Genomic DNA, 22,530 nt, shown 5'->3' with positions numbered 1-22,530 from the left:
GGTTCCCGGCCCGGGACGGCGGGCCGGCGGGGTGGGGCGGGGTACGGCGCCGTGGGACGTCAGACAGCGAGACCCAGGGCCTGGCGGACCACGATCGCGTTCAGCCTGACCGCGAACGGCACGGTGTCCGTCAGCTCCAGGGCGAGTGCCTGCGCCTTCGGCAGTTCGATCGTCACGTCGACGCAGAAGGCCAAGGCGTACATGTGCTCCCCGGTCTCCTCGTCCTGGAGGGCGAAGAACAGGTCCCGGTAGAAGCGGGTCCGCTCCCCCGACTCCTCGTAGAAGGAGAGACCGGGCAGGCCCTCCTGCGCGGCGAGACCGGTGAAGGCCCGGACGAGCTCCCGCTCGACGGTGGCCCAGAACCCGGCCTCCGCGCACTCCGCCGGGAGCGCCTGCCGGACGGCCTCCTTGAGGGAGAGCACCATGACGAGGACGGGGGCGTACTCCTGGAGCCCCCAGCCCCGCACCATCCGCACCACGGTGCTGTCCGGGACGGCCGCCGCGGCCTCCCGTATCGCCTCGAAGTCGAAGTTGACGGTCGCGGGCGCGATCGCCTCCTGGAACACCCGGTCGATGGACCGGGCCTGCGCGAGATGGTCCGGTCCCACCTCGACGACGGTCCTGAAACTGGCGGCCAAAGCTCCTCCTGTGTGATCTCGATGATCAGGAGGGGTCAGTATGCCGAGCGCCCGCCGACCGCGGCGGTCGGCGTCCGCCGTACGGACGGGAGCCGCTCTCGGCGAGCTCAGATCGCGAGCGAGCAGGCAGCCGTGTGCCAACGATGCAGAATCCGAGGTCACAAGATCGCGTTACGAGCTCCTCCCCCGCAAGGAACCGGTCACCCTCCTGCGCTTCGTGGCCATCCCCCATGGCGGACCAGGAGGCGGGGCGTCGCCCGTACGAGGGCCGCCGCGGCCAGGCCGATGGCGGCGCCGACTGCGACGTCGGAGGGGTAGTGCGCACCGCTGTGGACCCGCTCGATCGCCACCAGCGTCATCGGTACGGCGCACGCGGCACCGGCGCACGGCCAGGAGGGCGCGACGGCCGCCGTGAACGCGACGCCGGCGGCTGTGTGCCCGGAGGGGAAGGAGGAGCTGTCGGGCCGGTCCTCGACATCGTCGTGCGGAATCCACTCCTTCGGCGGCCGACGCCGCTCCACGAGCTGTTTCGCGACTCCGTTGGAGAGGAGTTCCGCCACCGCCATGGCGGTGATCCCGGCGGCCGCGGCTTTGCGGCCCCTCCATCCGCCGCCGGCCGCCATGGTCACGGCGGCGGCCCACCACAGCTTCGTGTGCTGGGCCGCCTCCTCCACCGGTGGCAGCAGCCGGCGGGCCCAGTCGGAGTCCCAGGAGGCCATCCGCCGGGTCAGCCGATGATCGCCATCGCGTAGCGCCGTCAGGATTCCCATGCCACGACTCCTGCCCGACCGCAGCCGTTCCACGCCCTGCTCACTCCATGTGGCGGCGGTCTTTCATCGCTCCACTTTGTTGTGTAGTCGGACCGGGCCTGCGGAGGGTGGGATTCGTCCAAGTGCGCGCCTCGTGTGGCAGAGGCCGCCGATCACCCTGAGCCTGAGTTCGGTGCCCTGCGCCCGCAGGGACGCGTGTGTCTGGAAGGACTCAGATGTCTGAACGCAACACGGTCATGCGCAGTCTGCATGACATCGGCTTGGCAGCTTGGTTCGGTGGCTCACTCATGGGGGCCGTCGGGTTGAACGGAGGGGCGCGCAACGCCGTGCAGGAGCCGGTTCTCGCCTCGCGGGTCGTCAGCGCCGGCTGGGCCGCCTGGACGCCGGTCAACGCGGCCGCGATCGGCGCCCACCTGGTGGGCGGCGCGGGCCTGCTGGGCGCAAACAGCGCCCGTGTGGCCTACCAGAGCGGCGTCGGCGCCTCCACCATCGCCAAGACGGTTCTCACCGGCGCCGCGCTCGCGGCCACTGCCTACAGCCGCGTCCTGGGCAAGAAGATCGAGCTCGCCTCCTCCCCGGACTCGGAGGACCAGGAGGCGGCCGCCGGCCACCCCGTGGAACTGGAGCAGGCGCAGCGCCACCTCGCGATCCTGCAGTGGGCCCTGCCGGCGCTGACCGCCGGAGTGCTGGTGCTCAACGCCTTGCACGGAGAGCAGCAGCGCCCTGAGCAGCAGAAGGCGGGGATGCTGCGCCGGGCCGCCTCGCCCCTGGCCGCGTTCGGCGGAACCGGTATGGCCGCCGTACGCCGGGCCTGCCACCACGGCCCGATGACGGGCCGCTGCTGAGTTCTCCGGCCAGGCCCGGGGAACCGTCGGCCTGACCCTCCGGCCCGTCCTGCGCCGCTGCCCGCCGGCTGCGGGCTGCGGGCTGCGAGCCGGCCAGTGACGCCCGGTCGCTGTCCGCACCTCCCAACATTCACGCAAGGAGAGACACCATGGCCAGAGCAACCACGACCAAGGTGACGCAGCCCGTCACGGACGACAGCATCAAGGTGCGCCAACTCAGCCACTACCAGTTCAGCTGGGTTGCGGGAGAACCCGCTGCCCGGGGCACCCTCACCCTGCAACTCGTACTCGACGAAGGCGCCTGGGAAGAGGTGCTGACCGTCGACACCGACGACGCCGACGTCCTGCAGGACCTCCTGCGCAGCACACCGACCGTGCACTACGACGTCGGCCGGCGCACTCTGATGTTCGGGGTCACCACCGTCGGCACCTGAACAGGCAACACCCGAACCCGGCCGCAGTTCCTCCCACTGCGTGGACTCGGCGACGCCGGGCAGCCCGTTGGCGGCGCGGTCCTCGAGGACCGCGGCTAACTGGTCGGCGCTCTCGCGGATCCAGGCCGCGGACGCGCGTACGGCGTCGGCGGCCGCCGGGTCCAGGTGCTGCCGGGCGGTGTCGCCGGTGGCCGGCCGCTCGCTCATCTCCGGGGGCCGGTCAGCCGCAACCGGCCCGCCATGCCTCAGCGGCCGGGACCATGATCGGCCGGCCAGGCGCTAGGAGCGCTTGCGGGGCTTTCCGCCGGTGCGGCCCCGGCCGGAGCCTCCGGCGCCTCCGGATTTGCGGGCCGCGGGCTTGCCCGTCGTACGGGAGCCGGAGCCCGGCTTCCCCGCCCTGACCGGCTTGGCGGGCTTGGCGGGCTTCCGCTCCTTCTGGTCCCTCGGCTGCTTCTGGCCCTTCTCGGCCTCGGCGCGGCGGCCCCGGGTGCTGTTCACCGTGCGGCCGCGCACGATGCCGATGAACTCCTCCACCAGGTCGGGGGCCTCGTCGGCGGCCGGCCAGGACAGCGCCACCCGCGACTGGGCGACCCCGGTCAGGGTCCGGTAGGTGAGGTCCTTGCGGTGGTGCAGCCGGGCGAGCGACTGGGGTACGGCGAGCACGCCGACGCCCGCCGCGACCAGCTCGACCGCGTCGGCCGTCGTCGCGGGGCGCTCCTCCGCCCGGCGACCCGGCGGCTGCTCCCAGCCGAGGGTGTCGTCGAGCGGGTGCAGGACCAGCTCGTCGGCGAGGTCGTCGGCCGAGACCTCCTCCGCCGCCGCGAACAGATGGTCCTTGGGGACGACGACGACCGTCGTCTCCGTGTAGAGCGGGATCGCGCTGAGGTCGTCGCCGTCGACGGGCAGCCGGACCAGGCCCGCGTCCGCCGCGCCCTCCCGGAGCGCGCCGAAGGCCTCGGCGGGCGTCACGGCGAGAAGGGTCAGGGGCACGTCGGTCAGACGCTCGTTCCAGACCCGCACCCACTTCGAGGGCGTCACTCCGGGCACGTACGCGAGCCGGAACGCGGGAGCGCCGGAGGGGGTGTCGGTGGGGGGGACCGCGGGGGAAACCGCCGAGGAGTCCGAGGGGGAAGCGTCCGAGCCTGTCACTCCGCCAGGTTACCGGTAGCTGCCGTGGTCGGAACTCGCCCGCACGCTCGATACCCTTGGCACCATGACGTCGCACCAGAACACCCAGACGATGAAGCCCGCCACCGCGGCGAAGAAGCTGGGTGTGTACCTCGAGGCCACCCCCGCAGAGTTCCAGGAGGGTGTCGTCTCGCGCACCGAGCTGAACGAGCTCCAGGCGAACCCGCCCGCCTGGCTCCAGGAGCTCCGGAAGAACGGCCCGCACCCCCGCCCGGTGGTCGCGCAGCGGCTCGGCATCTCCATCGCCGGTCTCGCGCGCGGCGGCATCACCGACCCGCTCACGACCGAGCAGATCGACGCGCTGCGGCAGGAGTCGCCCGAGTGGCTGCAGAAGGAGCGGGCCACCCAGGCGGAGGTCCGCAAGGAGACCGTCCGCATCAAGGAGCGCGACGCGGAGCGGGCCCGCCGCGACCAGGACGCCTGATCGCCCACCCGCCCCGCGCCACGCCCTGACGGGTGTGGCGCGGCGCCGGGCGCGGGAGTCATTCCCGCATGAGTCCTTCCCCTACGAGTGCTTCCCACGCGGGTGACCTGAGCACCGCGTCCGAGCCACCGGTCGTCGTCGGCGTGGACGGTTCCGAGCACAGTCTCCGGGCCCTGGAGTGGGCCCTGAGCGCCGCGGCCGAGCTGGGGGCGCCGCTGGTCGTGGCGCATGTGCGTTCCGACGCCCTCCAGCTCGGGGCGGCCCGCATCGCCTCCCTCGGGCCGTCGCCCGAGCTGCCCGACACCGTCGTGACCGCCGTGCGGACCGCGGTCGAGGAGCGCGGGCATGTCCTTCCCGTGCGGTACGCGTCGCTCGACGGTTCCGTGACCGACGCCCTGACGACGGCGGCGCGGGACGCGCGGCTCCTGGTGACCGGTTCCCGGGGGCGCGGCGGCTTCGCGAGTCTGCTGCTCGGTTCGACCAGCAGGACGCTGGCGGCGACGGCGCCCTGTCCGCTCGTCGTCGTCCCGCACGAGGCCCGTGTGGCCGGCCTTGAGGACGGGGCGGAGGCGGGGCGGGTGCTGCTGGGCCTGCACACGGAGGAGACTCCGGACGGGGTGGTGGCCTTCGCCTTCGAAGCCGCCCATCACCGGGGCGTACCGCTTGAGGCGGTGACGGTCTTCCGGCTGCCTCCCCAGCCGGGCTCCCTGGTCGTCGCGCCGTCCCCCGCGCTCCAGGTCCCTCCGCCGCTGCCGTTCACGAACGACATGGAGGAGCAGCTCGTACGGGAGGCGAGGCGGGAGCAGGAGGAGCGGCTGCGGCCCTTCGCCGAGCGCCGGCCCGAGGTCGCTCTCGTCCCGGTGGCGGTGCCGGGGGACGCGGCGGGCCTGCTGGTGGAGGGTTCGCGGGACGCCGGTCTGCTGGTCGTGGGCCGGCACCACCGGCACCACTTCGGGTCGCTGCTCGTCGGTTCCGTCGCCCACGCGGTCCTGCACCACGCGCACTGTCCGGTGGCGGTGGTCCCCCCGGCGGCCCCGTGACGCTGTGGCGGTGCGGGGAACGCTGCTGGTAGAAGAGGATCATGAACTCCGCAGACCGGGCCGCCGCCGCCCCGCGCAATGTCGAGCCGCCTCGCGCCCAGGCCTCTCTCGGGGCAGGGGTGGTGGTGACCGACGAGGCCGGCCGGGTGCTCCTGGGGCTGCACCGCTCCGGGGTGTGGGAGCTGCCGGGCGGCATGGTCGAGCCCGGTGAGTCCGTCGAGGACGCGGCGGTCCGCGAGCTGACCGAGGAGACGACGCTCGTCGCGGCCGCCGCCGACGTGCGGGTGATCGGGCTGATCCTGGACTCGCTCACCTCCACACGGCTGACCCGGATGACCGCCGCCACCGTGCTGCGCGCCTTCCGTGGCGTCCCCGCCGTGGCCGAGCCGGACAAGATCGAGCGCTGGGAGTGGACGGACCCGGCGCGTCTGCCGGAGGCGCTGTTCCTGCCGTCCGCCCAGGTGCTGCGGATGTGGCGCCCCGACCTTCCGCTGCCCGACGGGCCGTACCACCGCTACGCCATGAGCCGGCTGCCCGTGTCACCGAGCGGGCCGGGACGAGCGTGACTAGCGTGGCTCGGAGGAACACGTCATCGACTGGGAAGTGAGAGTCACCGTCATGGCCGCACGACCTGAAGGCACGCCGGTCTGGACCGACGCGATGTTCACCGACGTCGAGGGTGCGAAGACGTTCTACGGCGACGTGCTCGGCTGGACCTTCGGCGAGTCCTCATCGGAATTCGGCAACTACACGCAGGCCTACAAGAACGGCAAGGCGGTCGCGGCCGTGGTCCCGCCGATGCCGGGGCAGGACGGGGAGCCGCAGTCGGCCTGGTGTCTGTACTTCGCCTCGCCCGACGTCTCCGCGACGGCGGAGAGGATCCGGGGCGCGGGTGGCACCGTCCTGATGGAGCCGATGCAGGTCGACGACTTCGGCTCGATGTGCCTCGCGCGGGAGCCGTCGGGTGCCGTGTTCGGCATCTGGCAGGGGGGTACGCACGAGGGCTTCGAGCTGGAGGGCGAGAGCGGCTCGTACGTGTGGTCCGAGGTCTTCACCCGGGAGCCGGGGAAGGCGGACGACTTCTTCTCCACCGTGTTCGGCTACCGCTCCAGGACGATGCAGGACGGCGACGCGGACTACCGGGTCTTCGACCTCGGCGCCGATCCGCTGCTCGGGCGGATGGTGATGACGGAGGAGTTCCCGCCGGAGGTCCCCTCGTACATCCAGGTCTACTTCGCCGTGGACAACTGCGACAAGGCCGTCGAGGCGGCCGGACGCCTCGGCGGGCGGAAGGTGTTCGGGCCGATGGACAGCCCCTTCGGCCGTTACGCGGCGATCCTGGACCCGCAGGGTGCCACGTTCGCCGTGATCGACGTCAGGACCACCGTCGGTGAGATGCCCGAGATGGTCTGACCGGTACGGGAAGCCGCCCCGGGACGCGGTCCCGGGGCGGCTTTTCTCGTGCCTGCGCGGGCGCCGGACGCTCAGGGTCTGAGGCCGGAGACGACGTCGGCGGTCGCGGCGACTCCGTTGTGGATGGTGGGCGCCATGCTGGTGCCGGCGAGGAAGAAGCCGAGCAGTACGCAGACGACGGCGTGCGAGAGCTTGAGCCCGCCGCTCCGCAGGAAGATCACGGCCAGGATCAGCAGCAGCACCAGGACAGAAATGGAAACGGCCATCGCTCTCACGTCCTTCTTGCGCCGCACCGGAATTGCGGCGTTCGGCGGACAGTGTGGCGGAATGTACGGTCCGTCCGGGCGTATGGCGGGGCGCCCATACGGGTGAGGTTGGGCCGGACTCAGTCGCGGGCGGTCCCGGGCAGGCAGTCCTTCCACTCCACCGTACGGTCGCACCAGCGGGTCAGGAGGACGCGGTCGTGGCCGACGGCGAGGAGACCGGCGCCGGTGTCGGCGCGGTACGTCTCGACGGCGGCGACCAGGGCGGCCGTGGTGGAGGCGTCGAGCATCGCGGTCATCTCGTCGCAGATCAGCCAGCGCGGGCGCAGGGTCAACGCGCGGGCGAGGCAAGCGCGTTGGAGCTGGCCGTCACTGACCTCGTGGGGGCGGCGGGTGAGCAGGTCGCCGGTGAGTCCGACGGCCGGGGCGAGTTCGGCGACCCGGTCGGCGGCCTCGGCGCGGCGGCCGGTGGCGCGCAGCGGTTCGGCGATCAGGTCGGCGAGGGTGAGGCGCGGGTCGGCGGCGGTGCGGGGCTGCTGGAAGACGACGCCGACGGCGGTGCGCAGTGCGCGCGGGGCCCGGTGGCGCCAGGCCCGGACCTCAATCCCGTCGAGGACGAGGCGGCCCGTCTCGGGGCGGTGGAGGAGGGCGGCGACACGGGCGAGGGTGGACTTGCCGCAGCCGCTGGGGCCGAGCAGGCCGACGGACTCGCCGGGGGCGACGGTGAGCGAGGCGCCCCGGAAGACGGGGGTGCGGCGGTCGTATCCGGCGGTGACGTCGTCGAGTTCAAGCACGGGGGTGCTCCGGGTGGTGGCAGGCCACGCCGGCGGTGACGGCGGGCGGGGTGGCGCAGAGTTCGGTGGCGCGGGGACAGCGCGGGGCGAAGGCGCAGCCCTCGGGCAGCGCGGAGAGTTCCGGGGGCATGCCGGGGATCGGGGTGAACGCCCGGTCGGGGAGGGCGTCGAGGAGCCCGCGGGCGTAGGGGTGGCGGGGTCCTGTGGGGCCGAAGAAGCGGGGGGCCGGGGTGATCTCCACGATGCGGCCCGCGTACATGACGGCGACGCGGTCGGCGATGCGTTCGGCGGCGGCGAGGTCGTGGGTGATGAGGAGCAGGCCGCGGCCGTCGTCGGCGTGGCGCCGCAGTTCGTCCACGGTGCGGTCGACGAGGTCGCGGTCGAGGCCGGTGGTGGGTTCGTCGGCGAGCAGCAGGGGGGCGTCGCCGATGAGGGCGAGGGCGGTGGCGGCGCGCTGGGCGAGGCCGCCGGAGAGTTCGTGGGGGTAGCGGTCGAGGTGCCCGGCGGGGAAGGCGGCCCGTTCGGCGGCGTCCTCCGCGGCCTTCCGCCGGGCACGGCGGGAGGTGCCGGTGAGGGCACGCACGGTCTCCTCCAGCTGGGACCGTACGGTACGGACGGGGGTGAGGTGGGCGGCGGGGCTCTGCGGTACGAGGCCGACGCGGCGGCCCCGTACGGTCCGGGCGAGGGTCTTCTCGTCGGCGGCGAGCAGGTCGGTGCCGTCCAGCCACGCCGTACCGGAGGTCTCGGCGTTGCCGGGAAGGAGCCCGAGGAGGGCGGAGGCGAGGACGGACTTGCCGCAGCCGCTCTCGCCGACGAGGGCGAGGCACTCCCCGGCGGCGAGGTCGAAGTCGGCGCCGGTCACGGCGGCGACGGACCGGCCGCCGCTCAGCCGGAAGCGGACGGTGAGGTCGCGGACGCTGAGGACGGCGTCCCCGGCCCGTTCGGCGGTGACGGCGTCGAGGGCGCGCAGGACCCTGCCCTGCGGCGCGAGGGGGGCGTTCACAGCATCAGCTCCGATCGGCGGCGCGGATTCAGCCGGTCCCGCCACACGCCCGCGAGGCCCGCGATGGCGAGGGTCGGGACGATGAGGAGGAGGCCGGGGAAGAGGGTGGGCCACCAGTCCCCCGCGAGCAGCGAGGAGCGCGCGTTCTGCACGAGGTTGCCGAGGCTGGCCTGGTGGCTGGGCAGGCCGAGGCCGAGGAAGGACAGCGCGGACTCGTGCCACATGGCGTGCGGGACCATCAGGACGGCGGCGAGCCCGGCCTGCGGCAGGACGGCGGGCAGCAGATGACGGACGGTGACGCGCCGGCGCGAGGCGCCTCCGGAGACGGCGGCGTCGACGTAGGGGCGGGTACGCAGGGAGAGGACCTCGGAGCGCACGATGCGGGCGGTGGACAGCCAGTGGGTGACGGCGACGGAGGCGATGACGGGCCAGACGCCGGGCCGGAAGAGCGCCACGACGAAGATGCCGAGCAGCAGGTGCGGTACGGAGGAGAAGGCGTCGACGAGCCGCATGAGGCAGCGGTCGGCCCAGCCGCCGAGCGCTCCGGCGGCCGCTCCGACGGCGGTGCCGACGACGGTGGCGACGAGCGCGGCGACGAGTCCGACGAGGAGGGAGATCCGCAGGCCGTAGACGCAGCGCAGGAGGAGGTCACGGCCGAGGTCGTCGGTGCCGAAGGGGTGGTCGGGGGACGGCGGGAGGAGCTTGCGCGAGAGGTCGACGGCCTGTTCGTCGAGCTGGACGAGCGGCGGCACGAGCAGCACGGCGAGGAGGACGACGCCGACGATCAGGGCGGAGCTCCAGAGTCGCAGGCGGTGGGTGCGCGGGTCAGCCATCGAAGCCCACCCTCGGGTCGGCGAGTCCGTACAGCAGGTCGGAGAGCAGGTTGCCGAGGAGGACGGCCGCGGTCGCGAGCACGGTGAGCGCGGCGAGCAGCGGGAAGTCCACGGAGGTGGCGGCCGTGACGGTGGCGGCGGCGATGCCGGGCCAGCTGAAGACGGTCTCCACGAGCAGGGCGCCGGTGATGAGCTCGGGGACGCGGGATCCGACGAGGGTGAGCATGGGCAGCATTCCGGAGCGGAGGGCGTGGCCGGTGAGCACGGTGCGTTCGCTCAGGCCGCGGGCGCGGGCGCCGCGCACGGGGTCCTCGTCGAGGGCGTCGCCGACGCCCTGGCGGACGTACAGGAAGAACCAGGGCAGCTGGGAGACGCCGAGGACGAGCGCGGGCAGGACGAGGTGGTGGGCGACCTGGTCGAGGGTGACGGTGTCGCTCGCGGTGTCGGTGAGGCCGCCGGCCGGCAGGACGCCCAGCTCCAGGGCGAAGAACCAGATGGCGAGAAGGCCGAGCCAGAAGGCGGGGGCGGCTTCCAGGGTGTACGCGACGGAGCTGACGGCCCGGTCGAGGAGGCCGCCGCGGCGGCGGCCCGCGAGGACGCCGAGGAGGGTGCCGAGGGCGATGGCGACGAGGAAGGCGGTGACGGCGAGGAGGACGGACCAGCCGAGGCGTTCCCCGATGACCTCGGCGACGGGCCGGCGCATGACGGAGGAGTCGCCGAGGTCTCCTCCGAGGGCGGAGGTGAGCCATTCCCACCAGCGGGTGAGGAGGGGGCGGTCGGCGCCGAGGTTGGCGCGGAGCTGGTCGAGGTTCTCCTGCGAGGCGGTGAGGCCCGCGGTGCCCGCGTAGGCCTTGACGGGGTCGAAGGGGGAGGCTTCGGCGACGGCGAACACCGCGAAGGTGACGCCGAGGAGGACGGGGACGGCGGCGAGGAGCCGCCGTCCCGTCATCCGGGCCATGGCCCCCCAGGGGAGGCGGCGCTTCACTTCCGCACCGCTCCGGCCTGCTTGGGCTTCCAGCTCTGGACGTTCCACCAGGGGCCGGAGGCGAGGCCGTGGTCGTGCGGCTCGACCTGGGTGCTCGGCCCGTCCCAGGCGTCGGCGACGACGTAGAGGTGGTCGATGTGGGTGAGGAAGGTGTAGCCGGGGTTCTTCACCAGTTCCCGCTGGACGGTGTCGTACGCGGCGCGGCGCTGGGCGGGGTCGTTCGTGCGGCGGCCGGCCTCCAGGGCGCGGTCGACGGTCTTGTTGTCGTACCAGGCCATGTTGTTGAAGCCGTCGCCGCCGAGGGAGGACTTGAGGAGCAGGTACTGGTCGAAGTCGGGGTCGCCGGGCGAACCGCCGCCCGCGAGGACGGCGTCGGTCTTCATCCGGGGCTCGATGACCTCCCAGGTGCCGGCCTGGGCCGTGATGTCGATGCCGGCCTTCTTGGCGTCGGAGACATAGGCGAGGGCGTGGTCCTGGCGGAGCTTGTCGCCGGAGAGGTACCAGAGCGGGAAGGCGGCGCGGACGCCGTTCCTGACGCGGATGCCGTCGGGGCCGGGCTTCCAGCCGGCCTCGTCGAGGATCTTCCGCGCGCCGGCGAGGTCGTGGCGGCGTTCGGTGCCCTTGGTGAACCAGGGGCTGTCGGTGGGCACCGGTCCGTAGGCGGGCTTTCCGGCCCCTTCGAGGATCTTGTCGACCATGGCCCGGCGGTCGACGGCGATGTCGAGGGCGCGGCGGACGGCGGTGTCGCCGGTCACCCGGTGGTGGGTGGGGAGGGTGACCGTGCGGTAGTCGTAGGTCGTGGCCGCCCAGGTCTTCTTCGCCTTGTCGCTCTTGAAGCCGGCGGCGAGGTTGGGCGGCAGGACCGCGCCGTCGAGGTCGCCGGCGCGCAGCCGGGTGGCGCGGACGTCGTCGTCCTTGATGATCGCCATGGTGAACTTCTTCACCTGCGGCGCGCCGTTCCAGTAGGTCGGGTTGGCCGCGAAGCTGAGCTTCTCGCCCTTGGACCAGCCGGTGAGGACGTACGGGCCGGTGCCTATCGGCCTGGTGGTGAAGGCGCCGGTGTTGACGTCCTGCTTCGCGGCGACGTGCTCGGGGGCGATGGCGTGGACGGTGCGCTCGGCGAAGGGGGCGTACGGGTACTTGAGCCGGAAGACGACGGTGTCGTCGCCGACCGCCTCGACGCTCTTGAGGGCGTCGAGCTCGGTGCGGGAGGCGTTGTTCGTCTTCGGGTCGAGGATCGTCCGGTAGGTGAAGACGACGTCCTTCGCGGTGAAGGGGGCACCGTCGCTGAAGGTGACTCCTTCGCGGAGGGTGTACGTGTAGGTGAGGCCGCCGTCGCCGATGCGGGGCAGCGCGGCGGCGAGCGCCGGCTTCAGCCTCATGTCGGCGTCGAAGGCGAGGAGCCCGTCGAAGATCTTGGAGTTGCCGTCCTTGCCGTATCCGAGGAGGGGGCTGAGGGTCTCGGGCTCGTAGGCGATGCCGACGACCGCGGAATCCTTGGGTCCGCCGGAGCCCCCGGCAGGGGAGCCGGGGTTCGTGCAGGCCGCCGCGGTGAGGGCCAGGGCCCCCGCGAGTGTCGCGGCGGCCGTGCCGCGGAGGGATCGGGCGGTCATCGTGTCCACACCTCTTTGAAGATCAACTGTTATTGCGAACGGCTTGCAATTAAACAGCATGTAAAGGGGTGTGGACACGGGGGCCCCTTACAAAGGCGGCGCCAGGCCGACCAGAGCGGCGATCGCGTCCTGATGCCGGCCGGCCGACCCCAGGGCGATCTGGTCGGACTTCGCCCGCTTGAGCACCAGATGCGCGGGGTGCTCCCAGGTCATCCCGATTCCGCCGTGCAGTTGGACGCACTCCTCGGCGGCCCGGACGGCCACCTTCGAGCAGTACGCCTGGGCGACGGCCACGATCAGCGGGGCGTCCTCACTGCCGGTGGCGAGGGCGTCCGCGGCAGCTCTCGCCGCCGCCCTGGCGCCGACCAGGTCCAGCCAAAGCTGGGCCATGCGGTGCTTCAGGGCCTGGAAGGAGCCGACCGGCCGGTTGAACTGGTGGCGCTCACGGGTGTGGCGGACGGTCTCCTCCAGGCACCACTCGGCAAGGCCGAGTTGCTCGGAGGCGAGGAGGCCCGCCCCGGCGAGGAGCCCGCGCCGGGCCGCGGCGCGGCCCGCTTCGGGACCCGCGAGCCGGGTGCCGCTCCCGGCCGGGGTGGTCACCCGGGCCAACGGCCGGGTGAGGTCCAGCGGGGTCTGCGGCTCGACCGAGGCCTGCGCGGCGGGGACGGCGTACAGCCCGTCGGCGCGGGGAACGAGGAACACGTCGGCCGCGGCGGCGTCGGCGACCCCGGCCGTGGCGGCTGCGACCGGCGGCTCGGTGTCCGGTGCGGTGGAGAGCGGTACGGCGAGGACCGCGACCGTGCGGCCGCTCGCCAGGTCCGCGAGCAGTTCGGCCGCCGCCTCGCTCTCCCCGGCGAGGGCGAGCAGGGTCTCGGTGGCCACCACCGCGCTCGTGAGGTACGGCAGTGGGGTCACCGCGCGGCCGAGCTCCTCCAGGACCACGGCGGCCTCGCGGTGACTGGCGCCCTGGCCGCCGAGCTTCTCGGGGACGAGCAGGCCGGCGGCGCCGATGTCGGCGGCGAGGGACTTCCACAGGCCGGGGACGTACGGGCTGTCCGTCTCGATCCGGCCGAGGAGGGTCTGGTGGCCGGCCCGGTCGGCGAGCAGGGCGCGCACGGCGGCCCGCAGGTCGTCCTCGGTCTCGGAGTAGAGGAGGTCGAGCGGCTGTTCCGTCGGTTCCGTCACGTCGGTCATCGGGCGAGGTCCTTCCAGGCGACGTCCTTGTCGTTACGGGGCTCGGGCGGCAGGCCCAGGACCCGCTCGGCGACGATGTTGAGCAGCACCTCGCTGGTGCCGCCCTCGATCGAGTTGCCCTTGGACCGCAGATAGCGGTAGCCGGCGTCGCGGCCGGTGAAGTCCACGAGTTCGGGGCGGCGCATCTCCCACTCGCCGTACAACAGACCCTCGTCGCCGAGGAGTTCGACCTCCAGACCGCTGATGGCCTGGTTGAGGCGGGCGAAGGCCAGCTTCATCGCACTGCCCTCGGGGCCGGGCCGGCCCGCGACGAGCTGCTGCCGGAGCCGCTCCCCCGCGAGCCTGGCCACCTCGGCGTCGACCCAGTGGTCGAGGAGGCGCCGGTGCAGGTCGTGGGTGCGCAGCTCCGGCCGCTCGCGCCAGGTCGTGGCGATCTTCCCGATCATTCCGCCCTCGCGGGGGATACGGGCTCCGCCGATGGAGACCCGCTCGTTCATGAGGGTGGTCTGGGCGACCCGCCAGCCGTCGCCGACCTCGCCGAGGCGGTGGGCGTCGGGGATGCGGACCCCGGTGAGGAAGACCTCGTTGAACTCGGCCTCGCCGGTGATCTGGCGCAGCGGCCTGACCTCCACGCCGGGATCCGTCATGTCGCAGACGAAGTAGGTGATGCCCCGGTGCTTGGGCGCGTCCGGGTCCGTGCGGGCGATGAGGATGGCCCAGCGGGCGGTGTGGGCGCTGGACGTCCACACCTTCTGCCCGTCGACCACCCAGTCGTCGCCGTCCCGGACGGCCCGGGTGGCGAGGGCGGCGAGGTCGGAGCCAGCGCCGGGCTCGCTGAAGAGCTGGCACCACACCTCCTCCCCGACCCAGAGCGGGCGCAGGAAGCGCTGCCTGACCTCGTCGGAGCCGTGGGCGAGGACGGTGGGGGCGGCCATGCCGAGGCCGATGCCGATCTTGCGCGGGTCGTTGTCGGGGGCGCCCGCGGCGGCGAGTTCGGCGTCGACGACGGCCTGGAGCGGGCGGGGCGCGTCGAGTCCGCCGAGGCCGACCGGGTAGTGCACCCAGGCGAGTCCGGCGTCGAAGCGGGCGCGCAGGAACTCGGTGCGGTCGGTGGTGGCGGGCGGGTGCTCCTGGAGGAGCTTCCGTGTGAGGGCGCGGAGTTCATCGGCTCGGGTCATGCGCGGGCTCCTTCCGGGAGGACCACGAGGCGGCCCGTGGTGGTGCCGTCGGCGACGCGCTGGACGGCGTCGGCCGCGCCGGCGAAGGGGACGCGTTCGCCGATGAGCGGCTTGATCAGGCCCTTGGCCGCGTAGGACGTGAGGGTCTCGTGACAGCGCCCGATCGCGGCGGGGTCCTTCACCGCGTACAGACCCCAGTGGAGACCGAGGACCGAGTAGTTCTTCACCAGGGCGTGGTTGAGGGCGGGGGCGGGGACGGTGCCGCTCGCGAAGCCGACGACGACGATGCGCCCCTCGAAGGCGACGCACTTCGCGGACTGCTGGTAGGCGTCGCCGCCCACCGGGTCGTAGATCACGTCGGCGCCACGGCCGCCGGTGGCGGCCTTGACGGCGGCGACGACGTCCTCGGAACGCCGGTCGACGACCACGTCGCAGCCGAGCGCGCGGGCGACGGCGGCCTTCTCGGGTCCGCCGGCGACCCCGATGACGGTGGCGCCGGCCGCCTTGCCGAGCTGGACGGCCGCGCTGCCGACGCCTCCGGCGGCGGCGTGGACCAGGAGGGTCTCGCCCTCCCTGAGACCGGCCCGGCGGTGGAGGCCGAACCAGCCGGTCTGGTAGCCGATGTGGAGCGCGGCGGCCTCGGCGTCGTCGAGCGACTCGGGGGCCGGGAGCAGTCCGGCGGCGTCGGCGAGCACGTAGTCGGCGAAGCCGCCGTGCGGGAGGGCGGCGGTGGTGAGGACCCTGCGGCCGTCCTCGGTCTCGGCGCAGACCTCCACGCCGGGGGTGAAGGGCAGCGGGGGCCGCACCTGGTAGTGGCCGCGGCAGAGCAGCGCGTCGGGGAAGTTGACGTTCGCGGCGCGGACCTTGAGCAGGACCTGGCCGTCGCCGGGCGTGGGCGGTGTCACCTCCTCGCGGCGCATCACCGCGCCCGGTTCCCCGTTCTCGTACACACGCCATGCCTGCATCCGGAAGCCTCCTCCGTACCGAGCGGTCGGTGCATACTAAGCGGTCGCTTGCACTCGGGGGAACGGGTCAGCCGGACTTCTTCGGACGGGCCCGTACGTGCATCCGCTCCCCCTGCGGGCCGAAGAGGCTGAGGAACTCCACCGGCCCGTCCTCCGTCGGCCCGAACCAGTGCGGGACGCGGGTGTCGAACTCGGCCGCCTCGCCGGCCGTGAGGACGACGTCGTGCTCGCCGAGGACCAGCCGGAGCCTGCCCGAGAGCACGTACAGCCACTCGTAGCCCTCGTGGACGCGCGGCTCCGGCGACTCCGTCGGCTTCTCCTGGATCACCTTGTAGGCCTGGAGGCCGCCGGGCTGCCGGGTCAGCGGGAACATCGTGCGGCCGTGGCGCACGATCGGCTTGGAGCGGACCCGGGGGTCGCCTGTCGCGGGGGCGCCGACCAGTTCGTCGAGGGGGACCTGATGGGCGCGGGCGAGCGGCAGGAGGAGTTCGAGGCTGGGCCTGCGCTGCCCGGACTCCAGACGGGACAGGGTGCTCACGGAGATGCCGGTGGCGGCGGAGAGCTCGGCCAAGGTCACCCCGCGGTCACGGCGGACGCGGCGGAGGCGGGGGCCGACGTCGTTCAGGACTTCGTCGATGCGGTCGTCTTCGGTCATGCGTCCAGTGTTGCAGAAACGGCAAGTCTGTTTGCCGTAACCCTCAGGTCCGAGCGACTCTCGTCCCATGAACGCACACCTGGACAACAGCACCGACGGGTACGAGGCCGTGGTGGTCGGCGGGGGCGCGGCCGGGCTCAGCGCCGCCCTGATCCTCGGCCGCTCCCTGCGGCGGACCCTGGTCGTCGACGCGGGCGAACCGCGCAACGCCCCCGCCGCGCACATGCAGGGCGTCCTGTCCCGGGACGGCATGAGCCCGACGGACTACCTGGCGGCCGGGTGGGCCGAGATCGCCCGGTACGGGGTCGAGTGGCGGGCCGGTGAGGTGACGGGCGCGGCGCCGGACGGACGGGGCGGCTTCACCCTCACCCTGGCGGACGGGGACGCCGTCGGCGCCCGGCGGCTCGTCGTCACCACCGGCCTCGTCGACGAACTGCCCGCGATCGACGGGCTCGCCGAGCGGTGGGGGCGGGACGTGCTGCACTGCCCGTTCTGCCACGGCTGGGAGGTCCGCGACGAGCCCTTCGGGGTGATGGCCCACCCGGCGATGCCCGCGCACCAGGCGCTCATGGTCGCCCACTGGTCGAAGGACGTGACGCTCTTCCTCCACACCGCGGGTGAGCTGTCGGAGCACGACGCGGCCCTCCTCGACGCGGCCGGCGTCCGCGTAGAGCGGGGTGAGGTGGCGGGGCTCGTGGTGGAGGACGACCGGCTGACGGGGGTGCGGCTCGCCGACGGGCGGACGGTGGCCCGCTCGGTCCTCTTCGCCGGGGCTGCGCGGCTCGCGGCCCGCGACGGGGTGCTGCGGCGGCTCGGCGCGGAGCTGCGCGCCACGCCGTTCGGGGAGTTCGCGGTGGTGGACGAGACGGGCCGCACGAGCGTGCCCGGCGTGTGGGCGGCGGGGAACGTGACGGGGCCGACGGAGCAGGTGGTCAACGCGGTGAGCCGCGGCTACCGGGCCGGCGCCGCCCTCCACGGCGAGCTGGTCTTCGCGGACCTGGAGGCGAAGGTGGCCGGTCGGCCGGTCGGATGAACCCCGACGGCTGGGGCTGCGCCGTACGGGCCGAGGGGCGAGGATCGGTCAGGGTGGCCGAAAGCCGGAGGGGTCGTCAGGCACGGCTCCGACGGCTCGTACGGCTCCCCCGGGACGACCGGCCCCGGTCGGCGGGTGCGGCGCGCGGCCCCGGCCGCGGACGACGGAAGGACAGGACACCTCCATGCTCGGTACGCGGTTCACCAAGGGCTCCCCCAACTGGCTCGACCTCGGCAGCCCCGACACGGAGGTGGCGGCGGCGTTCTACGGCGCCGTCCTCGGCTGGGAGTTCCGCTCGGCGGGACCCGACGCCGGGGGCTACGGCTTCTTCCAGCAGGAGGGCCGCACGGTCGCCGCGCTGGGCCCGCTCACCGAGGAGGGCGCGCACAGCGCCTGGACGGTGTACTTCCAGACCCCGGACGCGGACGCCACCCAGCGGGCCGCGGAGGCGGCGGGCGGCACCGTGCGCCTCGCGGCCTTCGACGTCATGGACGCGGGGCGGATGGCCGCCCTCACCGACCCCGCCGGCGCCCAGTTCGCGATCTGGCAGCCCGGCGGTGTGCAGGGCCTCGAGCGGACCTCGTCGACCAACACCCTGGTCTGGGCGGAACTGCACGTCCCCGACCCGGAGACCGTCCTCGGCTTCTACCGCACCCTGTTCGGCTGGCGGTGGACGGAGATGGAGGCGCCCGGCATGACGTACCGGGTCGTCTCCACCGCCGACGGAGACCAGCAGGACGCCTCCTTCGGCGGCGCCGCCGAACTCCAGGACGCCAGCGGGAACCCGCGCTGGATCCCGTACTTCGCGGTCGAGGACCCCGACGCGACCACCACCTCCACCCAGGCCGACGGCGGATCGGTCCTCATGCCCCCGGCCGACATCCCGGACGTCGGCCGCATCGCCTGGCTGGCCGACCCCTTCGGAGCCAACTTCGCGGTACTCAAGCCGGCACCGGTGGGCTGACGGGGCCGTACCGCGTCAGCGGGCGAAGAGTTCGAACGTCACCGCCGGGCGGGCGCCGAAGCGGGCCGAGGCCCGGGCGGTCGTCGTGGTGAGGAAGTCGCGGACGTACGTCTCCGGGGTCTCGTCCGTCAGGGCCTCGATGTAGGCGCGGTGGCAGAGGAGGGAGCGGATCGCGCGGTCGAGGCCGGGGGTCGCGTCGACCGCGTGGGTGGGGGTGCTGGAGGCCGCGACCGCGACCCAGCGGACGCCGGTCCAGGGCTCCAGGTCCTGGTCGGCGAGTTCGGGGAAGATCCAGCGGTTGCCGGCGTCGGCCGCCGCGTCGAGGGTGGCGCGGCCGACGGCCAGGTGGTCGGGGGTGTTCCAGGGCGCGCCGGGGCCGCCGCCCCAGGTGTCGCGGTGGTTGAGGGTGACGACGAGTTCCGGGCGGTGGCGGCGGATCGCGGCGGTGATGTCGCGGCGCAGTCCGAGCCCGTACTCGATCACTCCGTCGCGGTGGTCGAGGAACTCGACCGTGTCCACGCCGACGACCGCCGCGCTCTCCCGCTGCTCCCGCTCGCGCAGCGGCCCGCAGACGTCGGGCGCGAGGGTGTCGATTCCGGCCTCGCCCCGGGTGGCGAGGACGTACACGACCTCCTTGCCGGCGTCCGTCCAGGCGGCGACGGCGGCCGCGCAGCCGTACTCCAGGTCGTCGGGGTGGGCGACGACGGCGAGGGCGCGCTGCCAGTCGTCGGGCATCTCCGCGAGGTCCACGGCATCGGTTTCGATCATGGACGCAGGATACGGGTCGCCTCCACGACCGTCGGGCGGGCGCGGTCCGTACCGCGTACGCCGCCGCAGGAGGCCCTGACCAGAGCCGGGGGCGCGGTTGGACCTGGTGCAGCGGGGCCGGCCTCGCCCTCGGCCGGGCGCCGGGTGACTCCGGCGTCCCGCAGCCCGGCGAGGGCCAGATCGGCGCGGTCGGGGTCCCAGCGAGCCATCACGTCCCGCTCGTACGCCGGTGCCCCGGACAGCCCGAGGTCGGTGACGGCACGGGCGAAACCGGACTCGACGGGCGCGGCGGTGGGCGCGTCGGTGCGCGCGACGAGGCCGGGGGCGACGAGGTCCTCGTAGGCGCGGCGGACGGTCGTCACCGACAGGCCGGTCTCGGTGGCGAGGGCGCGCTCGGTGGGCAGTCTGCTGCCGGGCGGCCAGGTGCCGTCGAGGATGCCGCGCCGCGGTTCGGCCATGAGGGCCCGGAACTTCAGCTCCCGGCCGGACGCCGGTGCCTCACGTCCCGTCACCCGTTCCCCTCGCGCCGGCAGCGCGCCTCGGTGCGTCGAGGGCGCGCCGCATCCTACGCGGGAGGGGTCAGATCTCGCCCCGGCTGAGGGCGAGCAGCCGGTCGAGGACGCGCGGCCCGCCCGCCCGCACCCCGTCGTGCTCGAACTCGTCGGTGACCCAGGTCCGCAGGCCTCGTACCGTGCGCGCGGTTTCGAGGGAGTGGGCGGTGTCCACGTACATGTCGTCGTGGTAGACGGCGGCGGCGACGGGGACCCGGTTGGCGGCCAGGCGCTCGGGGTCGTAGAGCGGGGTCCAGTCGGTGCGGGCGGCGAGCAGTTCGGCGGTCTCGCGGAGCGGGCGCAGGGCGGGGTCGGTGGTGAAGTGCCAGGGGTGGACGGTCTCGCCGGTGAAGAGGAACGGTTCGCCCTCGGCGAGCGCGGCACGGGCGTCGAACTCGGGGTGCTCGGCGCGGACGCGTTCGGCGGCCCAGTCGGTGGGGTCCTGCCCCTGGGCGTAGATGGCCTCGTGGAGCACGGCGTACAGCGGGTGGCCGGCGTACGACAGGTGGCCCTGGACCTGTTCCAGGAAGGCGTCGGCGAGGGCGGGTCCGCCGGGGGTGGGGACGAACGCTCCTTCCAGGAGCAGGTGGAGCTGGTGGGTTCCGTCGCCCGAGCCGAGGAGGATGCCGAGGGACTGGAAGGCCTCGGGGGTGAGGACGCCTCCGCCGGGGAGGGTGACCTCGTGGTCGAGGAGGTGGGCGGCGACGGCGCGGGCCCGTTCGGCGTCCTGCGGGTAGCGGGCGAAGTGGGCTTCGTTCTTGCGCCGGATACGGGGGAAGGCGGCGCGGTAGACCTCGTCGGCGGTGGCGTACAGGGAGGGCAGGCCGCCGGTGACGAGAACCCGTTCCAGGCCCTCGGGGGCGGTGGACAGGTAGTGGGTGGCGCAGAACCCGCCGAAGCTCTGGCCGAGGACGGTCCAGGGGGCGCCGCCGGTGAGCCGTCGTCGGATGATCTCGCAGTCCCTGACGATGGAGTCGGCGCGGAAGTGGGTGAGGTACTCGGCCTGCTCGGCGGGGGTGCCCCGCAGCGGCAGGGTCTGGCGGTTGGCCGGGGTGGAGCGGCCGGTGCCCCGCTGGTCGAGGAGGAGGACGCGGAACTCCTCGACGGCCCGGCCGAGCCAGGCCTGCGGGCCGATGAAGCGGCGGGCGCCGAAGCCGGGCCCGCCCTCCAGGTAGACCAGCCAGGGGAGCCGCTCCCGGCTCGTGCCGGCGTTCCCGCTCGCGACGACCTCTCGGCCGAAGACCTCGATGCGCTCGCCGTCGGGACGGGAGTGGTCGAGGGGGACGGGGAAGCGGTGGTCGGTGAGGACGAGTCCCGGCTGCCGGTAGGTGGTCACGCTGTTCCTGCTCCTGTTCGGTACGCCCCCGCGAGGACAGTGGATCACACGGCGGGGGCGTACCGGGGGCGGGGAGCCTCGGCGGCTCCGGAGTGTCAGCGGGCCGGGGTCAGGAGGTGGGGAAGTCGTCCGCCGTCCTGACGCGGTCGCGGATCCAGACGCCGGCGGGCTTCAGGGAGCCGGTGCCCGCCCAGGGTCCGCCGGCGGCGCAGGTGCCCTCCTTGAAGACGGCGCCGCTGCGGTGGTCGTCGGAGTAGTTCCAGTTGACCCAGCTGATCTTCTTGGCGGCCATGAGGTCGAGGTACCTCTGGGTCATGGCGAAGTCGTTCGTGCCCTCGCCGGCGTAGTTCTGGGTGCCGAACTCGGTGACGAAGACGGGCAGCTTGTCGGCGGCGCGGGAGAGGGTGGCCAGGTACTCGTCCCGGTGCGAGGAGGCGTAGAAGTGGAAGGTGTACATGATGTTCGTGGCGTTCACCGGGTTGGACACGACCTCGGACTCGTTCGCCCCCTCGGAGACGCCGAACGAGGACCAGGCGCGCGTGCCGACGAGGACGGGGGTCTCGGCGTCCTTGGCGCGGATGACCGGGATGAGCTCCTCGGCGTAGCTCTTGATCCGGGACCAGGCGACGCCGCTGGGCTCGTTGGCGATCTCGTAGAGCAGGTTGGTCTTGGCGTTGTGGCGCTGGGCGATCTCGGTGAAGAAGGTCTTGGCGCGGGCGAGGTTGTGGTGGGGGTCGCCCGGGTCGAGCATGTGCCAGTCGACGATCACGTACATCCCGCGTGCGGTGGCCTGCTCGATGAGGGAGTGGGCGAGGTCGGTGTACTTGCGGGGGTCGGTCTCGTAGCCGTCCTCCTGGACGTAGGTGGAGACGCGCAGGACGTCGGCGTTCCAGTCCTTCGCGAGGGCGTCGAGCGACCCGCTGGTCAGGCACTGGCCGTACCACTGGGTGCCGTGGCTGGACATGCCGCGCAGCTGGATCGGCTTGCCGTGGCGGTTGCAGAGCTTGGTGCCGCAGACCTTGAGCCGGCCGTTGACCGCGGCCGGGGTAGTGGCGGTGGGCGGCGGGGTGGTGGCCTGGTCGACGGTGAGGTGGTCGACGTTGGGGCCGCCGTTGGCGGTGGTGGCGGTGGCGCGGACGGTGTTGGCGCCTGCCTTGAGGGTAGTGCTGACGGTGGTGGTGGCCCAGCTGGACCAGGCGCCGGTGCCGGCGAAGGACGTGCCGGATGCGGCGACGGTGCCGTTGACGGCGATGTCCATGGGGCGGTCGGTGGTGGTGCCGTTGGCGTAGCGCAGGGTGAGGGTCGCGGGGCCCGCCTGGGCCGCGTCGACGTTCCACTGGACGTGACTGCCGATGGCGTTGTCGTAGTTGACGAATCCGCCGCCGGTGTACCCGGCGTGGTTGGACTCGACGAGGCCCCGGGAGACGGTGGCCGTCTCGGCCTCGTGGGTGACGGGGGCGGCGCTCGCGGTGGGCGGGGCCGTGGCGAGGCCGAGGAGCAGAGCGGCGAGGGCGGTTCCGGCGACGCCGAGGCGTCGGAGGCGGGGTCGTACGGATCGTGCCGAAGTCATGGGGGTCTCCACGGAACGATGAACGCGAACTGGAAGGAAACTTTCCTAACGGATGAATAGCAGGGCCGCCGAC

Annotated in this window: 25 protein-coding genes and 1 pseudogene; 8 read left to right on the top strand and 18 right to left on the bottom strand. The window is 73.4% G+C overall.

All coding sequences use genetic code 11. The annotated features are described in order from the left end of the window. Nucleotides 1–59: 59 nt before the first annotated feature. Nucleotides 60–638, bottom strand: coding sequence for a Type-2Aa cytolytic delta-endotoxin (locus ABZ567_RS17750; protein WP_360790439.1), 579 nt, complete (start codon nt 636–638; stop codon nt 60–62). 200 nt (nt 639–838) lie between these two features. After that, nucleotides 839–1,408 (bottom strand): phosphatase PAP2 family protein, encoded by a 570-nt coding sequence (locus tag ABZ567_RS17745; RefSeq protein WP_360790436.1) that lies wholly within the window; start codon nt 1,406–1,408, stop codon nt 839–841. Nucleotides 1,409–1,623: 215 nt separating this feature from the next. On the opposite strand from ABZ567_RS17745, the gene ABZ567_RS17740 reads away from it, so the two are divergent. Both ABZ567_RS17740 and ABZ567_RS17735 read left to right on the top strand, forming a co-directional pair. After that, entirely contained in the window at nt 1,624–2,253 is a 630-nt protein-coding gene (locus tag ABZ567_RS17740; protein WP_360790434.1) for a hypothetical protein, read from the top strand. A 149-nt stretch (nt 2,254–2,402) separates the two neighbouring features. After that, on the top strand, nt 2,403–2,687 hold the full coding sequence (locus ABZ567_RS17735; protein WP_360790431.1) for a hypothetical protein: 285 nt from the start codon (nt 2,403–2,405) through the stop codon (nt 2,685–2,687). A 21-nt stretch (nt 2,688–2,708) separates the two neighbouring features. On the opposite strand, the pseudogene ABZ567_RS17730 reads toward ABZ567_RS17735, so the two are convergent. Continuing rightward, nucleotides 2,709–2,894 (bottom strand): annotated as a pseudogene (locus tag ABZ567_RS17730) (hypothetical protein); the annotation flags it as partial. Between the two features lie 72 nt (nt 2,895–2,966). Further along, nucleotides 2,967–3,734, bottom strand: coding sequence for a LysR family substrate-binding domain-containing protein (locus tag ABZ567_RS17725; RefSeq protein ID WP_360790912.1), 768 nt, complete (start codon nt 3,732–3,734; stop codon nt 2,967–2,969). Nucleotides 3,735–3,900: 166 nt separating this feature from the next. Here ABZ567_RS17725 and ABZ567_RS17720 point away from each other — a divergent pair, with 166 nt between their 5' ends. The 4 genes from ABZ567_RS17720 to ABZ567_RS17705 all read left to right on the top strand — a co-directional run bounded on the left by ABZ567_RS17720 (nt 3,901) and on the right by ABZ567_RS17705 (nt 6,752). Continuing rightward, nucleotides 3,901–4,299 (top strand): DUF5997 family protein, encoded by a 399-nt coding sequence (locus tag ABZ567_RS17720; RefSeq protein ID WP_360790428.1) that lies wholly within the window; start codon nt 3,901–3,903, stop codon nt 4,297–4,299. A 68-nt stretch (nt 4,300–4,367) separates the two neighbouring features. Then, nucleotides 4,368–5,339, top strand: a complete 972-nt coding sequence (locus tag ABZ567_RS17715; RefSeq protein WP_360790425.1) for a universal stress protein — start codon at nt 4,368–4,370, stop codon at nt 5,337–5,339. A 41-nt stretch (nt 5,340–5,380) separates the two neighbouring features. Beyond that, complete coding sequence (locus ABZ567_RS17710; RefSeq protein WP_360790422.1) at nt 5,381–5,905, top strand: NUDIX domain-containing protein; 525 nt, start codon at nt 5,381–5,383, stop codon at nt 5,903–5,905. A 52-nt stretch (nt 5,906–5,957) separates the two neighbouring features. Further along, nucleotides 5,958–6,752 (top strand): VOC family protein, encoded by a 795-nt coding sequence (locus tag ABZ567_RS17705; protein ID WP_360790419.1) that lies wholly within the window; start codon nt 5,958–5,960, stop codon nt 6,750–6,752. Between the two features lie 71 nt (nt 6,753–6,823). Here ABZ567_RS17705 and ABZ567_RS17700 read toward each other — a convergent pair whose 3' ends face one another. The 10 genes from ABZ567_RS17700 to ABZ567_RS17655 all read right to left on the bottom strand — a co-directional run bounded on the left by ABZ567_RS17700 (nt 6,824) and on the right by ABZ567_RS17655 (nt 16,235). Further along, nucleotides 6,824–7,018, bottom strand: a complete 195-nt coding sequence (locus tag ABZ567_RS17700) for a hypothetical protein (protein WP_360790416.1) — start codon at nt 7,016–7,018, stop codon at nt 6,824–6,826. Between the two features lie 119 nt (nt 7,019–7,137). Continuing rightward, nucleotides 7,138–7,809 carry an ATP-binding cassette domain-containing protein gene (locus ABZ567_RS17695; protein WP_360790413.1) on the bottom strand — a complete coding sequence of 224 codons (672 nt, stop codon included), beginning with the start codon at nt 7,807–7,809 and terminating at the stop codon, nt 7,138–7,140. Beyond that, nucleotides 7,802–8,779, bottom strand: a complete 978-nt coding sequence (locus tag ABZ567_RS17690) for an ABC transporter ATP-binding protein (RefSeq protein WP_360790909.1) — start codon at nt 8,777–8,779, stop codon at nt 7,802–7,804. Before ABZ567_RS17690 ends, ABZ567_RS17695 begins: the two co-directional genes overlap by 8 nt. A 29-nt stretch (nt 8,780–8,808) precedes the next feature. After that, a complete protein-coding gene (locus ABZ567_RS17685; protein ID WP_360790410.1) occupies nt 8,809–9,645 on the bottom strand; it encodes an ABC transporter permease in 837 nt (278 codons plus the stop codon). Next, the gene (locus ABZ567_RS17680; protein WP_360790407.1) at nt 9,638–10,630 is read right to left on the bottom strand and encodes an ABC transporter permease; all 993 of its coding nucleotides are present in this window, start codon (nt 10,628–10,630) and stop codon (nt 9,638–9,640) included. Before ABZ567_RS17680 ends, ABZ567_RS17685 begins: the two co-directional genes overlap by 8 nt. Next, nucleotides 10,627–12,243 carry an ABC transporter substrate-binding protein gene (locus ABZ567_RS17675; protein ID WP_360790404.1) on the bottom strand — a complete coding sequence of 539 codons (1,617 nt, stop codon included), beginning with the start codon at nt 12,241–12,243 and terminating at the stop codon, nt 10,627–10,629. The genes ABZ567_RS17680 and ABZ567_RS17675 overlap by 4 nt, the downstream gene beginning before the upstream one ends. An 87-nt stretch (nt 12,244–12,330) precedes the next feature. Beyond that, entirely contained in the window at nt 12,331–13,437 is a 1,107-nt protein-coding gene (locus ABZ567_RS17670) for an acyl-CoA dehydrogenase family protein (protein WP_360790401.1), read from the bottom strand. Next, the gene (locus ABZ567_RS17665) at nt 13,434–14,615 is read right to left on the bottom strand and encodes an acyl-CoA dehydrogenase family protein (RefSeq protein ID WP_360790398.1); all 1,182 of its coding nucleotides are present in this window, start codon (nt 14,613–14,615) and stop codon (nt 13,434–13,436) included. The genes ABZ567_RS17670 and ABZ567_RS17665 overlap by 4 nt, the downstream gene beginning before the upstream one ends. After that, nucleotides 14,612–15,580: an NADPH:quinone oxidoreductase family protein gene (locus ABZ567_RS17660; RefSeq protein ID WP_360790395.1), complete on the bottom strand. Its 969-nt coding sequence runs from the start codon at nt 15,578–15,580 to the stop codon at nt 14,612–14,614. The genes ABZ567_RS17665 and ABZ567_RS17660 overlap by 4 nt, the downstream gene beginning before the upstream one ends. Before the next feature lie 67 nt (nt 15,581–15,647). Next, complete coding sequence (locus tag ABZ567_RS17655) at nt 15,648–16,235, bottom strand: XRE family transcriptional regulator (protein ID WP_360790392.1); 588 nt, start codon at nt 16,233–16,235, stop codon at nt 15,648–15,650. Between the two features lie 67 nt (nt 16,236–16,302). On the opposite strand from ABZ567_RS17655, the gene ABZ567_RS17650 reads away from it, so the two are divergent. Then, a complete protein-coding gene (locus ABZ567_RS17650) occupies nt 16,303–17,268 on the top strand; it encodes an NAD(P)/FAD-dependent oxidoreductase (protein ID WP_360790389.1) in 966 nt (321 codons plus the stop codon). Between the two features lie 184 nt (nt 17,269–17,452). Beyond that, nucleotides 17,453–18,232 carry a VOC family protein gene (locus tag ABZ567_RS17645; protein ID WP_360790386.1) on the top strand — a complete coding sequence of 260 codons (780 nt, stop codon included), beginning with the start codon at nt 17,453–17,455 and terminating at the stop codon, nt 18,230–18,232. 15 nt (nt 18,233–18,247) lie between these two features. Here ABZ567_RS17645 and ABZ567_RS17640 read toward each other — a convergent pair whose 3' ends face one another. From ABZ567_RS17640 to ABZ567_RS17625, 4 genes are all read right to left on the bottom strand, one after another. Beyond that, a complete protein-coding gene (locus ABZ567_RS17640) occupies nt 18,248–19,000 on the bottom strand; it encodes a PIG-L deacetylase family protein (RefSeq protein WP_360790383.1) in 753 nt (250 codons plus the stop codon). Then, on the bottom strand, nt 18,997–19,512 hold the full coding sequence (locus ABZ567_RS17635; RefSeq protein WP_360790381.1) for a winged helix-turn-helix domain-containing protein: 516 nt from the start codon (nt 19,510–19,512) through the stop codon (nt 18,997–18,999). Before ABZ567_RS17635 ends, ABZ567_RS17640 begins: the two co-directional genes overlap by 4 nt. Before the next feature lie 67 nt (nt 19,513–19,579). Continuing rightward, nucleotides 19,580–20,887: an alpha/beta fold hydrolase gene (locus ABZ567_RS17630; protein ID WP_360790378.1), complete on the bottom strand. Its 1,308-nt coding sequence runs from the start codon at nt 20,885–20,887 to the stop codon at nt 19,580–19,582. Nucleotides 20,888–20,996: 109 nt separating this feature from the next. After that, nucleotides 20,997–22,457, bottom strand: a complete 1,461-nt coding sequence (locus ABZ567_RS17625) for a cellulase family glycosylhydrolase (RefSeq protein ID WP_360790375.1) — start codon at nt 22,455–22,457, stop codon at nt 20,997–20,999. Nucleotides 22,458–22,530: the final 73 nt, after the last annotated feature.

Source organism: Streptomyces sp. NPDC016459 (assembly GCF_040632845.1).
Classification (GTDB): Bacteria; Actinomycetota; Actinomycetes; order Streptomycetales; family Streptomycetaceae; genus Streptomyces.
The sequence above is the reverse complement of the archived record's forward strand: the minus strand, read 5'-3'. Positions and strand labels throughout refer to the sequence as shown.

Excerpts from the sequence above, each read along its gene's own strand:
- ABZ567_RS17745 (WP_360790436.1), bottom strand. The coding sequence starts at position 1,408 with ATGGGAATCCTGACGGCGCTACGCGATGGCGATCATCGGCTGACCCGG.
- ABZ567_RS17740 (WP_360790434.1), top strand. The coding sequence starts at position 1,624 with ATGTCTGAACGCAACACGGTCATGCGCAGTCTGCATGACATCGGCTTG.
- ABZ567_RS17735 (WP_360790431.1), top strand. The coding sequence starts at position 2,403 with ATGGCCAGAGCAACCACGACCAAGGTGACGCAGCCCGTCACGGACGAC.
- ABZ567_RS17720 (WP_360790428.1), top strand. The coding sequence starts at position 3,901 with ATGACGTCGCACCAGAACACCCAGACGATGAAGCCCGCCACCGCGGCG.
- ABZ567_RS17715 (WP_360790425.1), top strand. The coding sequence starts at position 4,368 with ATGAGTCCTTCCCCTACGAGTGCTTCCCACGCGGGTGACCTGAGCACC.
- ABZ567_RS17710 (WP_360790422.1), top strand. The coding sequence starts at position 5,381 with ATGAACTCCGCAGACCGGGCCGCCGCCGCCCCGCGCAATGTCGAGCCG.
- ABZ567_RS17705 (WP_360790419.1), top strand. The coding sequence starts at position 5,958 with ATGGCCGCACGACCTGAAGGCACGCCGGTCTGGACCGACGCGATGTTC.
- ABZ567_RS17700 (WP_360790416.1), bottom strand. The coding sequence starts at position 7,018 with ATGGCCGTTTCCATTTCTGTCCTGGTGCTGCTGCTGATCCTGGCCGTG.
- ABZ567_RS17685 (WP_360790410.1), bottom strand. The coding sequence starts at position 9,645 with ATGGCTGACCCGCGCACCCACCGCCTGCGACTCTGGAGCTCCGCCCTG.
- ABZ567_RS17675 (WP_360790404.1), bottom strand. The coding sequence starts at position 12,243 with ATGACCGCCCGATCCCTCCGCGGCACGGCCGCCGCGACACTCGCGGGG.
- ABZ567_RS17670 (WP_360790401.1), bottom strand. The coding sequence starts at position 13,437 with ATGACCGACGTGACGGAACCGACGGAACAGCCGCTCGACCTCCTCTAC.
- ABZ567_RS17665 (WP_360790398.1), bottom strand. The coding sequence starts at position 14,615 with ATGACCCGAGCCGATGAACTCCGCGCCCTCACACGGAAGCTCCTCCAG.
- ABZ567_RS17660 (WP_360790395.1), bottom strand. The coding sequence starts at position 15,580 with ATGCAGGCATGGCGTGTGTACGAGAACGGGGAACCGGGCGCGGTGATG.
- ABZ567_RS17655 (WP_360790392.1), bottom strand. The coding sequence starts at position 16,235 with ATGACCGAAGACGACCGCATCGACGAAGTCCTGAACGACGTCGGCCCC.
- ABZ567_RS17650 (WP_360790389.1), top strand. The coding sequence starts at position 16,303 with ATGAACGCACACCTGGACAACAGCACCGACGGGTACGAGGCCGTGGTG.
- ABZ567_RS17645 (WP_360790386.1), top strand. The coding sequence starts at position 17,453 with ATGCTCGGTACGCGGTTCACCAAGGGCTCCCCCAACTGGCTCGACCTC.
- ABZ567_RS17640 (WP_360790383.1), bottom strand. The coding sequence starts at position 19,000 with ATGATCGAAACCGATGCCGTGGACCTCGCGGAGATGCCCGACGACTGG.
- ABZ567_RS17625 (WP_360790375.1), bottom strand. The coding sequence starts at position 22,457 with ATGACTTCGGCACGATCCGTACGACCCCGCCTCCGACGCCTCGGCGTC.